Annotated in this window: 14 protein-coding genes and 2 pseudogenes; 1 reads left to right on the top strand and 15 read right to left on the bottom strand. The window is 70.5% G+C overall.

What is annotated here, in order from left to right:
* Window positions 1-5 precede the first annotated feature (5 nt).
* Entirely contained in the window at window positions 6-1415 is a 1410-nt protein-coding gene (locus H0S67_RS08715; protein ID WP_180936269.1) for an FAD-binding oxidoreductase, read from the top strand.
* Window positions 1416-1430: 15 nt separating this feature from the next.
* On the opposite strand, the gene H0S67_RS08710 is transcribed toward H0S67_RS08715, so the two are convergent.
* From H0S67_RS08710 to prfA, 15 genes and pseudogenes are all read right to left on the bottom strand, one after another.
* Complete coding sequence (locus H0S67_RS08710) at window positions 1431-1880, bottom strand: DUF2550 domain-containing protein (RefSeq protein WP_180936268.1); 450 nt, start codon at window positions 1878-1880, stop codon at window positions 1431-1433.
* A gap of 109 nt (window positions 1881-1989) precedes the next feature.
* On the bottom strand, window positions 1990-2400 hold the full coding sequence (locus H0S67_RS08705; protein ID WP_180936267.1) for a F0F1 ATP synthase subunit epsilon: 411 nt from the start codon (window positions 2398-2400) through the stop codon (window positions 1990-1992).
* Window positions 2400-3854: a F0F1 ATP synthase subunit beta gene (atpD, locus tag H0S67_RS08700; RefSeq protein WP_180936266.1), complete on the bottom strand. Its 1455-nt coding sequence runs from the start codon at window positions 3852-3854 to the stop codon at window positions 2400-2402. Before atpD ends, H0S67_RS08705 begins: the two co-directional genes overlap by 1 nt.
* 3 nt (window positions 3855-3857) lie before the next feature.
* Entirely contained in the window at window positions 3858-4769 is a 912-nt protein-coding gene (locus H0S67_RS08695; RefSeq protein WP_180936265.1) for a F0F1 ATP synthase subunit gamma, read from the bottom strand.
* A gap of 3 nt (window positions 4770-4772) precedes the next feature.
* Window positions 4773-6410, bottom strand: a complete 1638-nt coding sequence (atpA, locus tag H0S67_RS08690) for a F0F1 ATP synthase subunit alpha (protein ID WP_180936264.1) — start codon at window positions 6408-6410, stop codon at window positions 4773-4775.
* A 44-nt stretch (window positions 6411-6454) separates the two neighbouring features.
* On the bottom strand, window positions 6455-7285 hold the full coding sequence (locus H0S67_RS08685; RefSeq protein WP_180936263.1) for a F0F1 ATP synthase subunit delta: 831 nt from the start codon (window positions 7283-7285) through the stop codon (window positions 6455-6457).
* A complete protein-coding gene (locus H0S67_RS08680) occupies window positions 7285-7824 on the bottom strand; it encodes a F0F1 ATP synthase subunit B (RefSeq protein ID WP_180936262.1) in 540 nt (179 codons plus the stop codon). The genes H0S67_RS08685 and H0S67_RS08680 overlap by 1 nt, the downstream gene beginning before the upstream one ends.
* Window positions 7825-7882: 58 nt before the next feature.
* Entirely contained in the window at window positions 7883-8128 is a 246-nt protein-coding gene (locus tag H0S67_RS08675; RefSeq protein ID WP_379178320.1) for a F0F1 ATP synthase subunit C, read from the bottom strand.
* Window positions 8129-8207: 79 nt separating this feature from the next.
* Window positions 8208-9005: a F0F1 ATP synthase subunit A gene (gene atpB, locus H0S67_RS08670; protein ID WP_219635582.1), complete on the bottom strand. Its 798-nt coding sequence runs from the start codon at window positions 9003-9005 to the stop codon at window positions 8208-8210.
* Window positions 9002-9436, bottom strand: a complete 435-nt coding sequence (locus H0S67_RS08665; protein ID WP_180936261.1) for a hypothetical protein — start codon at window positions 9434-9436, stop codon at window positions 9002-9004. Before H0S67_RS08665 ends, atpB begins: the two co-directional genes overlap by 4 nt.
* Window positions 9437-9490: 54 nt before the next feature.
* A complete protein-coding gene (locus tag H0S67_RS08660) occupies window positions 9491-9709 on the bottom strand; it encodes an AtpZ/AtpI family protein (RefSeq protein ID WP_180936260.1) in 219 nt (72 codons plus the stop codon).
* Window positions 9710-9991: 282 nt separating this feature from the next.
* Window positions 9992-11131 (bottom strand): MraY family glycosyltransferase, encoded by a 1140-nt coding sequence (locus H0S67_RS08655; protein WP_180936259.1) that lies wholly within the window; start codon window positions 11129-11131, stop codon window positions 9992-9994.
* Window positions 11132-11144: 13 nt separating this feature from the next.
* Window positions 11145-11806 (bottom strand): annotated as a pseudogene (locus tag H0S67_RS08650) (L-threonylcarbamoyladenylate synthase).
* Window positions 11807-11894: 88 nt separating this feature from the next.
* Window positions 11895-12735 (bottom strand): annotated as a pseudogene (prmC, locus tag H0S67_RS08645) (peptide chain release factor N(5)-glutamine methyltransferase).
* A complete protein-coding gene (prfA, locus tag H0S67_RS08640; protein WP_180936258.1) occupies window positions 12732-13805 on the bottom strand; it encodes a peptide chain release factor 1 in 1074 nt (357 codons plus the stop codon). Before prfA ends, prmC begins: the two are co-directional and overlap by 4 nt.
* Window positions 13806-13856 lie beyond the last annotated feature (51 nt).

Genomic DNA, 13856 nt, shown 5'->3' with positions numbered 1-13856 from the left:
CCGTCATGACCATCGAGCTGACCCAGTCCCCCGCCGCCGCCCTCCGCGAACTCATCGGCGGCCGCGTCCACCTCCCCGGCGACCCCGGGTACGACGCGGCGCGACTGCCCTGGAACGTCGCCGTCGACCAGCGTCCCGCCGCGGTCGCCTTCCCCCGGACCGCCGCCGAGGTGTCCACCGTCGTCCGCGTTGCGGCCGAGAGCGGCCTCCGCGTGGCTCCCCAGAGCACCGGTCACAACGCCGGCCCGCTCGCGGCCCGGGGCCTCGACGACGTCGTCATCGTCCGCACCTCCGAGATGGGCACCGCCATCGCCGACCCCGCCCGCGGGATCGTCCGCGTCGAGGGTGGCGCCGTGTGGGAGCCCGCGGTGGACGCCGCGGCCGCCCACGGCCGCGCCGTCCTGCACGGCTCCTCCCCCGACGTCGGCATCGCCGGCTACTCGCTCGGCGGCGGCATCGGCTGGTATGCCCGCAAGCTGGGCCTGGCCACCAACAGCCTCACCGCCGTGGAGCTGGTGATCGCGGACGGCACCCTGGTCCGCGCCGACGCCACCACCAACCCCGAGCTGTTCTGGGCAGTCCGCGGCGGAGGCGGCAGCTTCGGCGTCGTCACCGCCCTCGAGTTCCGGATGTACGACATCGAGACGGCCTACGCCGGCATCCTGATGTGGGACCTCGCGCGCATCGAGCCCGTGCTGCGCGAGTGGGCGGCCTGGGCCCCGGGCGCCCCCGACGAGGTCACCACGTCGTTCCGCGCGCTGCGGATGCCGCCGATGCCGGAGCTCCCCGACTTCCTGCGGGGTCGCCAGGTCGTGGTCATCGACGGTGCCGTGCTCGGCTCCGACGAGCGCGGTCGGGAGCTGCTGGCCGGCCTGCGGGCCCTGCGCCCCGAGCTGGACACGTTCGCTCGGGTGCCCGCGAAGTCGCTGGTCCGCCTGCACATGGACCCGGAGGGCGGCGCGCCGTTCGTCTCCGACAGCGCGATGCTCGACTCGTTCCCCGAGGCGGCGCTGGACGCGTTCCTCGCCGAGGTGGGGCCCGACGCCTCGACGTCGCTGCTCATGGCCGAGCTGCGTCAGCTCGGCGGTGCGCTCGGTCGCCCGCACGAGGGCGGCGGGGTGCTCTCCCACCTCGACGCGGCCTTCGTCGCCTTCGCCGGCGCGATCGCGGCGACCCCCGATATGGGTGCCCAGGGCCACGTCGACGCCACGCGGTTCACCGCGGCGCTGGCACCGTTCGCGAACGGCCGCCAGTACCTCAACTTCGCCGAGAACCCGGTCGACCCCCGGGCGGCGTACGCCGAGGGCGTCTGGACCCAGCTCAAGGGGATCCGCAGCGCCGTCGACCCGCACGGCATGTTCGCGGCCAACCACCCGGTGCCGCGACTGTGGGAGGACGGCAGGCCGACCGCCTGACGCCGGCCGGGTCCCTCAGCGCGGTGACCGGGTCCAGTCGGTGCCGGGAGGACCAGCCTCGAGCCATGACTGGAACCCCATCAGCGACGAGGGGTTCATGGCCAGCTCGACGTCACCGTCCGGTGTCGTGCAGCTGATCACCACGTGGTCGGGGTAGAGCGACATCTGCTCGACGCCCTCGGGGTCGCGCCGGCCGGCGTACTGCAGGGTGGAGCGTTCCCAGACCCGCTTGGGACGGGGCGAGAGCGAGAAGATGCGGAACCACTCGAGGCTCTCGCCGGAGTAGCGCCCGAGGCCGAGAAGCCAACCGCGCCCGGCCCTCTCGGGGCGGACGCGGTAGCTGACCTCGAAGGTGCCGCCGTTGCGGGAGAGCACCCGGCGACGCACGATGAGCGCGACGCCGTAGAGCAGGACGAAGAGCAGGAGGGCACCGGCTGCGTCGAGCAGCCACTCCCAGACCGGCATCCGTCCCTCCTCCCCCCGCCTCGGTCGCGGAGGTGCTCACCCTAGCGGGACAGAAAGCGAGGAGCCGACCCCGGGTGGTCCCGGGGTCGGCTCCTCGTCGTCATGCGGGTCAGGATGCCTTCTCGGCGGCCCTGATCCGGGCCTCGGCGCGCTTCACGCGCTCCTCGGCGTCCTCGCTCTCGCTGTCGCCCTCGGCCGACTCGAGGTCCGCCCGGGCCTGCTCGACGTCGATCTCGTGGGAGAGGACGGCGTGCTCGGACAGGATCGAGACCCGGTTGTTGGCCACGGAGAGGAATCCCCCGTCGACGGCGGCGACCTGGTCCTCGCCGTCGACCGCGGAGATCTCGACCACGCCCGGCACCAGGAGCGAGAGCAGCGGCGCGTGGTTGCGCAGCACGCCGACGTCGCCCTCGGTCGTGCGGGCGATCACCATCGTCGCCTGGCCGGACCAGACGGTCCGGTCGGCGGCGACGAGCTCAACCTGCAGCTGGTCGCCCCGCTCGGTTGTCGACTGGGCCATCAGAGGTTCTTCTGGATCTCGGACCACTTCGCCTCGACGTCGTCCAGACCGCCGCACATGAAGAAGGCCTGCTCGGCCACGTGGTCGTACTCGCCGTCGGCGATCTTGTTGAACGCCTCGATGGTGTCCTTGACCGGAACCGTCGAACCCTCGATGCCCGTGAACTGCTTGGCCACGTAGGTGTTCTGCGACAGGAACCGCTGGATGCGGCGAGCGCGGGACACGATGATCTTGTCCTCTTCGGAGAGCTCGTCCACACCGAGGATCGCGATGATGTCCTGGAGCTCCTTGTTGCGCTGCAGGATCTGCTTGATCCGGATGGCGCAGTCGTAGTGCTCCTGCCCGATGTACTGGGCGTCGAGGATCCGCGAGGTCGACGTCAGCGGGTCCACCGCGGGGTAGATACCGAGCGAGGCGATCTCTCGCGAGAGCTCGGTGGTCGCGTCGAGGTGGGCGAACGTCGTGGCCGGCGCCGGGTCGGTGTAGTCGTCGGCGGGCACGTAGATCGCCTGCATCGAGGTGATCGAGTGACCGCGCGTCGAGGTGATCCGCTCCTGGAGCGTGCCCATCTCGTCGGCGAGGTTCGGCTGGTAGCCCACCGCGGACGGCATGCGACCGAGCAGCGTCGACACCTCGGAGCCGGCCTGGGTGAACCGGAAGATGTTGTCGATGAAGAGCAGCACGTCCTGGCTCTGCACGTCGCGGAAGTACTCCGCCATCGTCAGCGCGGACAGCGCGACCCGCAGGCGGGTGCCCGGCGGCTCGTCCATCTGGCCGAAGACGAGGGCGGTCTGGCCGATGACGCCGGCCTCCTCCATCTCGACGATCAGGTCGTTGCCCTCACGGGTGCGCTCGCCGACACCGGCGAACACCGACACACCACCGTGGTCCTTGGCGACTCGCGCGATCATCTCCTGGATGAGCACGGTCTTGCCGACGCCGGCACCACCGAACAGGCCGATCTTGCCGCCCTGCACGTACGGCGTGAGCAGGTCGATCACCTTGATGCCGGTCTCGAACATCTGGGTCTTCGACTCGAGCTGGTCGAACGCGGGGGCCTTGCGGTGGATCCCCCAGCGCTCCTCGACCTCGAGCTTCTCGTCGCCCTCGAGGTTCAGGCACTCACCCAGGGTGTTGAACACCCGGCCCAGGGTCGCGTTGCCCACGGGAACCGTGATCGGCCCGCCGGTGTCGCGCACCTGCGCACCACGGACCAGGCCGTCGGTCGGCTGCAGCGAGATGGCGCGGACCATGCCGTCACCGATGTGCTGCGCGACCTCGGCGGAGAGGATCTTCTTCTCCCCGCTGAGCTCGAGCTCGACCTCGAGCTTGTTGTAGATCGCGGGCATCGAGTCCACGGGGAACTCGATGTCGACGACCGGACCGATGACCCGGGCGATGCGACCGACGCCAGCGGAGCCGGTCCCCTGGGTCTCTTCGACAATGGCAGTCATTTCTCACTCACTCCCGGCTTGTGCGTCGGCCAGCGCGTTGACGCCACCGACGATCTCGCTGATTTCCTGGGTAATGCCGGCCTGGCGGGCCTGGTTGGCGATTCGCGTGTACTTCTTGATGAGCTCGTCGGCGTTGTCCGTGGCGGACTTCATCGCCTTCTGGCGGGCGGCCAGCTCGGAGGCGGCCGCCTGCAGCAGGGCGAAGAAGATCCGGCTCTGGACGTACTGCGGGAGCAGCCCGTCCAGCACGTGCTCGGCCGAGGGCTCGAACTCGTAGAGCGGGAGGACCTCGTCGGAGGAGGGCTTCTCCTCGCCCTCGACGACCTCCAGCGGCAGGAGCCGCACCGCGGTGGGCTCCTGGACCAGCATCGAGCGGAATCGCGTGTAGACCACGTGGACCTCGTCGACCGCCTCGTTGCCCTCCTCGGCGAGGAAGGCTTCGATCAGGGACTTGCCGATGTCGCGGGCGACGTCGTACGACGGCTGGTCGGAGAACCCGGTCCACGACTGCACGACCGGACGGGCCCGGAAGCGGTAGTACGCCTCGGCCTTGCGACCGCACAGGTAGGTGCTGATCTCCTTGCCCTCCCCGCGCAGCTTCTCCGCGAGGCGCTCGGCCTCCTTGAGCACGCTCGAGGAGTAGGCCCCGGCCAGACCCCGGTCGCTGGTCACGATGAGCACGGCGGCCCGCTTGGGGTCCTCCGGCTCCCGCGTCAGCGGGTGGTCGACGTTGGAGTACGTCGCCACCGCCGACACGGCACGCGTCAGCTCACGCGCGTACGGCGCGGCGGCCTGAGCCCGGTTCTGCGCCTTGATGATGCGGGACGCAGCGATGAGCTCCATGGCGCGCGTGATCTTCTTCATCGACTCCGTCGACTTGATCCGCGCACGGTACTCACGCACCGAAAGAGCCATGGGTCAGCCCCGCTTCTGCTTGACGATCTGCTCCTGGTCCTCGTCCTCCAGCGCCTCGGCCTCGGGCTCGTGGCCGACCTTGATCGAGCCACCCTCCGAGGTCTCGAACTGGTCGAGGAAGGAGTTGTAGGCGTCCTCGAGCGACGACGCGGTGTCGTCCTCGAACTTCAGCGTCTCGCGGATCGAGGACAGGATGCCCTCGTGCGAGCGGCGCAGGTAGTCGAGGAACTCGTTCTCGAAGCGCAGCACGTCGCCGGCGGGGACCTTGTCGAGGCGGCCGGTGGTGCCGGTCCACAGCGAGACGGTCATCTCCTCGAGCGGGTACGGCGAGTAGGCCGGCTGCTTGAGCAGCGCCATCAGGCGCTGGCCGCGGTCCAGCTGCTGGCGCGAGGCCGCGTCGAGGTCGGAGGCGAACATGGCGAAGGCCTCCATGGCACGGAACTGCGCCAAGTCGACCTTGAGCGAGCCGGTGACGGCCTTCATCGCCTTGGTCATCGCCGAGCCACCCACGCGGGACACCGACACACCGACGTCGATCGCCGGGCGCTGGTTGGACGCGAAGAGGTCCGACTGCAGGAAGATCTGGCCGTCGGTGATCGAGATGACGTTGGTCGGGATGTAGGCCGACACGTCGTTGGCCTTGGTCTCGATGATCGGCAGGCCGGTCATCGAGCCCGCGCCCATGGCGTCGCTCAGCTTCGCGCAACGCTCGAGCAGGCGGCTGTGCAGGTAGAAGACGTCACCCGGGTAGGCCTCACGACCCGGCGGGCGGCGCAGGAGCAGCGACACGGCGCGGTAGGCCTCGGCCTGCTTGGTCAGGTCGTCGAAGACGATCAGGACGTGCTTGCCGTCGTACATCCACTGCTGGCCGATGGCCGAGCCGGTGTAGGGAGCGAGGTACTTGAAGCCCGCGCTGTCCGACGCCGGGGAGGCCACGATGGTGGTGTACTCCAGCGCGCCGGCCTCCTCGAGGGCGCCACGCACCGAGGCGATGGTCGAGCCCTTCTGGCCGATCGCGACGTAGATGCAGCGGACCTGCTTGGCCGGGTCGCCCGACTCCCAGTTCTGCTTCTGGTTGATGATCGTGTCGATCGCGATCGTGGTCTTGCCGGTCGCGCGGTCGCCGATGATCAGCTGGCGCTGGCCGCGGCCGATCGGGGTCATCGAGTCGATCGCCTTGATGCCGGTGGCGAGGGGCTCGTGGACCGACTTGCGCTGCATGACGCTCGGCGCCTGGATCTCCAGCGCACGGCGCGTCTCGGCCTCGATGTCGCCGAGGCCGTCGATCGGGGTGCCGAGCGGGTCGACGACGCGGCCGAGGAAGTTGTCACCGACGGGGACCGAGAGGATCTCGCCCGTACGACGGACCGTCTGGCCCTCCTCGATCTTGTCGAAGTCTCCGAGGATGACCACACCGATCTCGCGGGTGTCGAGGTTCAGGGCGATGCCCAGGGTGCCGTCCTCGAACTCCAGCAGCTCGTTCGCCATGGCCGACGGCAGACCCGTGACGCGGGCGATGCCGTCACCCGCCTCGGCGACGGTGCCGACCTCTTCCCGGGTGGCGGCCTCGGGCCGGTAGTCGGCGACGTACTTCTGCAGCGCGTCGCGGATCTCCTCCGGACGGATCGTGAGCTCCGTCATTGTCGTCCCTACTCTCTTGTCTCTACTGAGGTCGTTTGCGTGGGTCAGCCGGCGAGACGCCGACGGGCGTCGTCGAGGCGACTGGAAATGGTGCCGTCGATGACCTGGTCGCCGATCTCGACGCGCAAGCCGCCGATCACAGAGGGGTCGACCACGACGTTGAGGTGGACCGGACGGTCGTACTGCCCCGCCAGGGCACCCGCGAGCCGCTGCTGCTCCGCGTCGCTGAGCGGCGTGGCCACCCTGACGAGCGCGACCAGCCGGTTGCGGCTCTCCGCGGCGACCCGGGAGTACTCGTCGATCGCGCGGGCCACGGTGAGGTGGACCCCGCTGACCGACCGCTCGGCCAGCCGCAGTGCGGCGCCGCTGACCTTGCCCTCGAGCAGTGAGCGCACCAGCGCGCGCTTGTCGGCGGCCGTGCGGGCCGGGTCCGACAGGGCGTCGCGCAGGTCGGGGTTCTGGGCGACCACGCGGCCGAAGCCGAACAGGTCGTCCTCGAGCCGGTCACCCTCGCCCGAGGCGTCCGCGGACTTGACCAGCGCGACGACACCGAGGTGCTCGAGCGCGGTGGCCAGGTCGCCGCTGCGGGCCCAGCGCAGCGCCGCTGCCTGGGCCACGAGCTCCGTCGCGGCCTTGTCGAGGTGGCTGCCGAAGACGCTCTCGGCGAGCCCCGACTTGGCCTCGGCGGGGGTCGAGGGGTCCGTCACCGCCCGGCGCAGGGCCGGCTGGTCGCGGAGCACGTCGGCCGCCGCGAACAGGCTCTCCCCGACGGCGGCGCCGTCGGCGCCACCCTCGAGTGCGGAGCCCAGTGCCCCGGTGAGTCGTGAGAGGGACTCACCGGACGAACCCTGGACGGCCGTGGAGGAACCGGCCATCAGTTGACCCCGCTCGTGCGGGTCGAGTCGAGGTCGGCCAGGAACCGGTCGACGACCCGGCTCTGGCGAGCCTCGTCGTCCAGCGACTCTCCGACGATCCGCCCGGCGAGCGTGGTGGCCAGGGTGCCCACCTCGTTGCGCAGGGACGTGACCGCGGCCTTGCGGTCGGCCTCGATCTGGGTGTGCGCGTGCTCGACGATGCGCTGGGCCTCGGCCTGAGCCTGCTCGCGCATCTCCGCGATGATCGCCGCCCCCTGCTCGCGCGCCTCCTCGCGGATGCGCGCAGCCTCGTGACGGGCGTCCGCGATCTGCGACCGGAACTCCTCCTCGGCCTCGTGGGCCTCGGTCTTCGCCTGGTCGAGGTCGGCGAACTGCTGGCGGATCGCCTCCTGGCGGGCCGTCATCGCCTTGTTGATCGGCGGGATGACGAACTTGGCCAGGATCCACACCATGATCGCGAACGCGAACAGCTCGACGAAGAACGTGCCGTTCGGCACGAGGAAGTTGCTCTCCATCGCGACGATCGCTTGGGTTGCCATCGTTTGGTTCCTTTGCTCTGGGGCGGCGCTACGACTGGTGCCCGGGGGCCCGGTTTGATCAGGCCAGGACGAAGACGAACAGCGCCATGAACGCGAGGTTGATGAAGAACATCGCCTCGACCAGACCGACCGTCAGGAAGAAGATCGTCTGGAGGCGACCCTGCGCCTCGGGCTGACGGGCGACGCCCTGGATGTAGGACGAACCGGCCAGACCGTCGCCGATGCCGGCGCCGATGGCGCCGCCGGCCAGGGCAAGGCCACCACCGACGAACGCGCCGGCGGTCTGGACTGCGGTGTCGCTCACTGCCATTGAAATGCCTCTCTTGGTTTACGCCGAATCCTCGGCGCAGCTGGTTACCTCTGGTGCGCCCGACCGGTTGCGGTCAGTGCGCGAGTTCGGGGGTGTTGTCGTGCGAGTCGGCCTCGTGCTCCTCGTGCTCGCCGTGGCCGGCGCCCGCCATGCCGAAGTAGAGCACGGTCAGCAGCGCGAAGATGAACGCCTGGATGCCGCCGATGAACATGTCGAACAGCTTCCAGACCAGGTTCGGCAGCCACGACGCGTAGAACGGGATCAGGCCGATGAGGGCGAGCATGATGCCGCCGGCGAAGATGTTGCCGAAGAGCCGCAGCGCGAGCGTGATCGGCTTGGTGAGCTCCTCGAGGATGTTCAGCGGGAGCAGCACCGGGAAGGGCTCGATGAAGTGCCGGAAGTAGCCCCTCGCGCCCTTCTCCCGGATGCCGTAGATCCACACGCCGACCATGGCCATGATGGCCATGGCGTAGGTCAGGTTGGTGTCCGCGGTGGGAGCCGGCAGCAGGTGCAGGTCGTGGTTGATCTCCGTGGGCAGCAGCTCGAGCCAGTTGGCGATCAGGATGAAGAAGAACAGCGCGACGGCCAGCGGCACCACGAACGGGTGCACGCGGCCGAGGTTGTCCTCGACCTGCTTGTTGACCTCGCCCACGATCGTCTCCCACAGGAGCTGGATCTTGGTGGGCACGTGGCTCGGGTTCTTCTTGGTCAGCGCAGAGCGCGCCCAGAAGCCGAGGATCAGCACGATGGCACCGGCGACGAAGGTCGAGATGATCGTGTCGACGTTGAACGTCATGCCACCGACGGTGACGGTGGTGTGCTTGCCGATCTCGATGTTCGTGGTGGCAAGCGGCAGCAGGAGGCCGTTCACGGCTTCTTCAACTCCTTGAGCAGCGGGATCGTGGTCATCACGAGGGCGATGAGGCGGAAGATGGCGAGGCCGAGCAGCAGGCCGATGCCGTCGGGCCAGAAGGCGACGGCGATCCCGACCGCGACGACGGTCAGGACGAGCAGCCGGACGAAGGTGGCCGACGCGAGCTTTCCGCGCGTCACCTCTTCCCCGGACCGGATGGTCCTGAGCAGCCAGAGCTCGGTGGCGAGGTGGTTGACCAGGCCGAGGGCGACGCCCGTGGCGATGCAGCCGGCGAGGGTCCACCGGTCGAGCTGGCCCGCGATCCAGTACGACGCGACGACGAGGACGACGGCCACGCCGATGGTCTTGCGCTGGTCGCGCAGCACCTGCAGCAGCGCGGAGCCGTGCCCGACGGTGGACTCGGTGGTCGTCGTGGGGGGAGTCGTCATGGGGGTGCTCGCCTCAGGGATGGTGGTGGTCTGCCGGTCGGTCATCGGGGGCTGTCACCCCCGCAGTGCGGCACGGACCCGGAGCCAGAAGCCGATGCCCCCGACCACGATCCCCGCAGCGATGCCGGCGAGGGTGAACGCCGGAGACGTCCCGACCGCATCGTCGAGGAGCAGACCGATGACCATGCCGGCGACGACGGCTCCGGCGAGAAGGCCTCCGAGGCCCACGAGGTCACGGCCCCGCAACCCGTTGTCGGAGTTCTCATCGACCATCCACCCAAGTCGCTTTCATCGGCAGGCTTGTAGGCGCCGGCCCGACGGGGACCCATCTGGCCCCGCTCATCGACGTCCGACGACGGCGTGAAACTACCACAGCGCGACAGGCCCGCGAACCTCGGGACCGGGCTGGTCCCGGCGGCTCCCCAGCAGATCCCGGGGAGGGTGGAGCGGAGCGCGGTCGTCATGGTCGGCGGCCGTTCTGTCAGGCGTCAGGGGGTGCTTGTGAAAACTAGCACAAAGTCCGGATCGCCCCGCAATCGGGTCCTCAGGCTACGTTCAGGCTTCGTCCACGGTGCTGACCACGGGGCTGTGCAGCCGTGGCAGCACGAAGGTCAGGGTGACCGTCACCAGCGCCATCACGACCAGCGAGATCCACATCCAGCGACCGGTGTAGAGGCTGGCCAGGACGGTCCCGAACGCCACCAGCCCGGCCCACAGCCACATGATCAGCACCGCTCGCCGCTGCGAGTGGCCGATCTCCAGCAGGCGGTGGTGGAGGTGCTGCTTGTCGGGAGCGAACGGCGACCTGCCCGCCCGTGTTCGTCGTACGACCGCGAGCACCAGGTCGAGCAGCGGGATGACCATGATCGCGAGCGGCAGCAGCACCGGCAGCAGCGTGGGCAGCAGGCTCGCCCGGGAGCCCGCGGCACCCTGGCTGATCTCGTTGCCCGAGAACTGTCCGGTGAGCGTGACCGCGCTCGCCGAGAGCACCAGGCCGATGAGCATCGACCCGCTGTCGCCCATGAACAGCCGTGCCGGGTGGAAGTTGTGGACCAGGAAGCCCGCGCAGGCTCCCGCCAGGGCGACGCTCAGCAGCGCGCTGGTGGTGGCCCGGGAGGCGTCGTTGAAGCGGGTCAGCTGGTAGCAGAAGAGGAAGAACGCGATCGCGCCGATGCCCACGACGCCTGCGGCCAGGCCGTCGAGGCCGTCGACGAAGTTCACGGCGTTGACGGTGGCGACCACGATGAAGCCGGTGAGCAGCGCCCCCTGCGAGGCGTCGAGCGCGAACTGGGTGCCGTCGGGGGTCGGGAAGAAGACGTACTGGATGCCGAACACGATCAGGAAGCCCGCGGCGAGCACCTGTCCCCCGAGCTTGGTCAGCGCGTCCAGCTCGAAGAGGTCGTCGAGGACCCCGACGGCACAGATCAGCGCCCCGGCGATCAGCACGATCCCCGCGTCCCGGAACACGAACGGACCGCTGGTCGACAGGAACGGAAGCTGCTTGGCCACCAGGTACGCCGCCACCAGGCCGCCGAGCATGGCCAGGCCGCCGAGGTAGGGAATCGGCTCGTCATGGACGTCCCGGTCCCGGACCTGAGCCACGGCACCGGTCCGCAGCGCGATCTCTCGCGCGACGACGGTGAGCAGGTAGGTCACCGACGCCGCGACCAGGAACACCAGGACGTACTCACGCACGGGCCGCGCCCCCTCAGCCCTCGTCCGCGAGCGGGACGCCCAGCGGCTCGAGGACGGCGTTCAGCTGCTCGACCGAGAGGGCACCGCGGCGCAGCACGCGGCCGCGCTCACCCGTGACGTCGACGATGGTGGAGGCCTCGCCGCCGGGCGACTCGCCGGCGTCCACGACCACCGACACCTCCTCGCCGAGCATCTCCTCGGCCTGGTCGGCGTCGGTGGCCGCGGGCATGCCGGTCCTGTTCGCCGAGCTGACGGCCAGCGGGCCGGTGCGCTCGAGGATCTCGCGCGCGATCTCGTGGTCCGGCATCCGCACCGCCACCGTGCCCCGGGTGTCGCGAGGTCCCACTGCAGGGAGCCCTGCTGGTGGCAGACGAGCGTCAGCGGGCCGGGCCAGAACTCCTCGACCAGGGCGCGGGCCCAGGTCGGGATGCGGACGGCGAGGGCGTCGATCGTGGTCGCGGCGCTGACCAGCACCGGGGGCGGCATCTCGCGGCCCCGGCCCTTCGCCGCGAGCAGGCCGCGGACGGCCACCGGGTCGAAGGCGTCGGCGCCGATGCCGTAGACGGTGTCCGTGGGAAGGACGACCAGGTGGCCCCGCTGGACAGCCAGGCTGGCGGCCGCGACGGCCGCCTCCCGCTCCTCCTCGGTACCGGTGGGATAGCGCTTGCTCGTCACAGGACCCGCTTCTCCGTCTTCGCTCGCAGTTCGACCGCAATCTAGCGGTCCGTCCTCACCGTACGACCGCTGCGGTCTCACGCTTCACTCACTGTGCCAGCCGGGCCGTCACGAAGCGCGGCCGACCTGCAGGTCGACGTGGTCGCGGACCTCCGTCCAGCGCCCGGTCGCGGTGAGGACCGCCGGCGCCGACTCGCCCTGCACGTCGGCGTGCTCGAAGCCGACCACTCCCCCGGGTCGCAGGAGGAGGGCCGCGCGGCGCGCGAGGACGCGGATGGCGTCGAGCCCGTCGTCGCCGGAGAACAGCGCGAGTGCGGGTCGTGGTCGCGGGCCTCGGGCGCCACCGACTCCCAGGCGTCGAGCGGGATGTACGGCGGGTTGCACGTCAGCACGTCGACGGTGCCGGCCAGGTCCTCGAACGCGGTGGCCATGTCTCCCTGGCGGAGGTCGACCCCCGTGCCCTCGAGGTTGGTCACGGCCCAGGCGTGCGCCGCCTCGTCCAGCTCGACGGCGTGCACCGAGGCGCCCGGCACCTCGTCGGCCAGGGCCCGCGCGATCGCGCCGGAGCCCGTGCAGAGGTCGACCAGCACGGGGGCCTCCAGCCCGCTGGCCTGCTCGATCGCCCAGCCGGCCAGCAGCTCGGTCTCCGGCCGCGGCACGAAGACCCCGGGACCGACGCGCAGCTCCACGTGACGGAAGCCGGCCACGCCGGTGAGGTGCTGCAACGGCTCCCGACCGGCCCGCCGGGCCACCAGCACGGCGTACTCCCCTGCCCGGTCCGGTGGGACGTCGTCGACGAGCACCAGCTGCCCCCGAGAGGTGCCGAGGACGTGCGCGAGCAGCTCGGCCGCGTCGTGCTCGGGACTGGCCACCCCGGCCGCGGCGAGGGTGCGGACGGCCTCGCCCAGCACCAGCCGGCGCGCGGTCACTGCTCGAGCGCCTCGAGCCGGGCGGCCAGGTCTGCGTCGGTGCAGGAGTCGAGCACCGGCTGGAGGTCGCCGTCGAGGACCTGGTCGAGGTTGTAGGACTTGTAGCCGGTGCGGTGGTCGGAGATCCGGTTCTCCGGGAAGTTGTAGGTGCGGATCCGCTCCGACCGGTCGACGGTGCGGACCTGGCTGCGGCGGGCGTCGCTGGCCTCGGCGTCCGCGGCCTCCTGGGCGGCGGCGAGGAGCCGGGCGCGCAGGATGCGCATCGCCTGCTCGCGGTTCTGAAGCTGGCTCTTCTCGTTCTGGCAGCTGACGACGATGCCGGTCGGCAGGTGCGTGATGCGCACCGCGGAGTCGGTCGTGTTGACGCTCTGGCCGCCGGGGCCGCTGCTGCGGAAGACGTCGATGCGCAGGTCGTGCTCGTCGACGGAGACGTCGACCTGCTCGGCCTCGGGCATCACCAGCACGCCGGCCGCGCTGGTGTGCACCCGCCCCTGCGACTCGGTCACCGGCACCCGCTGCACGCGATGCACGCCACCCTCGAACTTCAGCCTGGCGTACGGCGCCTCCCCGGGCTCGGAGGCGCCCTTGGCCTTCACCGCGACCGTCACGCTCTTGTAGCCACCCAGGTCGGACTCGGTGGCGTCGAGGATCTCGACCTTCCAGCCGCGGGTCTCGGCGTAGAGGGTGTACATGCGCAGCAGGTCTCCTGCGAAGAGCGCGGACTCCTCTCCGCCCTCCCCCGACTTCACCTCGAGGATCGCGTCCTTGTCGTCCGCCGGGTCGCGCGGGACGAGCAGCCGCCGCAGGCGTTCCTCGGCCGCGGCCAGCTGGCCCACGAGGCTCTCGGCCTCCTCGGCGAAGGCCGGGTCCTCCGCGGCGAGCTCACGGGCCGCCTCGAGGTCGTCGCCGGCCTGCTGCCACTGGCGCCAGGCACCGATCACCGAGGACAGCTGGGCGTAGCGCTGGTTGAGGCGCTTGGCCAGGCGCGCGTCCGCGTGCGTCTCCGGGGCAGCCAGCTGCCCCTCGAGCTCCGCGTGCTCGGTGAGCATGCCCTCGACGGCCTCGAACATGGCACCCCTCGGTGTTCGGCGATCTGACCGACCACGGACGCGTGGTCGTGC

It is taken from the genome of Nocardioides ungokensis, assembly GCF_013466985.1.
In the GTDB taxonomy this organism is placed as follows: domain Bacteria; phylum Actinomycetota; class Actinomycetes; order Propionibacteriales; family Nocardioidaceae; genus Nocardioides; species Nocardioides ungokensis.
Note: the sequence above shows the minus strand (reverse complement) of the source record. Positions and strands in the feature narration are given on the sequence as shown.

Coding starts and splice junctions, on each gene's coding strand:
- H0S67_RS08680 (WP_180936262.1), bottom strand. CDS start 7,824: ATGGCAACCCAAGCGATCGTCGCGATGGAGAGCAACTTCCTCGTGCCG.
- H0S67_RS08710 (WP_180936268.1), bottom strand. CDS start 1,880: ATGCCGGTCTGGGAGTGGCTGCTCGACGCAGCCGGTGCCCTCCTGCTC.
- H0S67_RS08665 (WP_180936261.1), bottom strand. CDS start 9,436: ATGACGACTCCCCCCACGACGACCACCGAGTCCACCGTCGGGCACGGC.
- atpD (WP_180936266.1), bottom strand. CDS start 3,854: ATGACTGCCATTGTCGAAGAGACCCAGGGGACCGGCTCCGCTGGCGTC.
- H0S67_RS08685 (WP_180936263.1), bottom strand. CDS start 7,285: ATGGCCGGTTCCTCCACGGCCGTCCAGGGTTCGTCCGGTGAGTCCCTC.
- prfA (WP_180936258.1), bottom strand. CDS start 13,805: ATGTTCGAGGCCGTCGAGGGCATGCTCACCGAGCACGCGGAGCTCGAG.
- H0S67_RS08705 (WP_180936267.1), bottom strand. CDS start 2,400: ATGGCCCAGTCGACAACCGAGCGGGGCGACCAGCTGCAGGTTGAGCTC.
- H0S67_RS08660 (WP_180936260.1), bottom strand. CDS start 9,709: ATGGTCGATGAGAACTCCGACAACGGGTTGCGGGGCCGTGACCTCGTG.
- H0S67_RS08715 (WP_180936269.1), top strand. CDS start 6: ATGACCATCGAGCTGACCCAGTCCCCCGCCGCCGCCCTCCGCGAACTC.
- atpA (WP_180936264.1), bottom strand. CDS start 6,410: ATGACGGAGCTCACGATCCGTCCGGAGGAGATCCGCGACGCGCTGCAG.
- H0S67_RS08695 (WP_180936265.1), bottom strand. CDS start 4,769: ATGGCTCTTTCGGTGCGTGAGTACCGTGCGCGGATCAAGTCGACGGAG.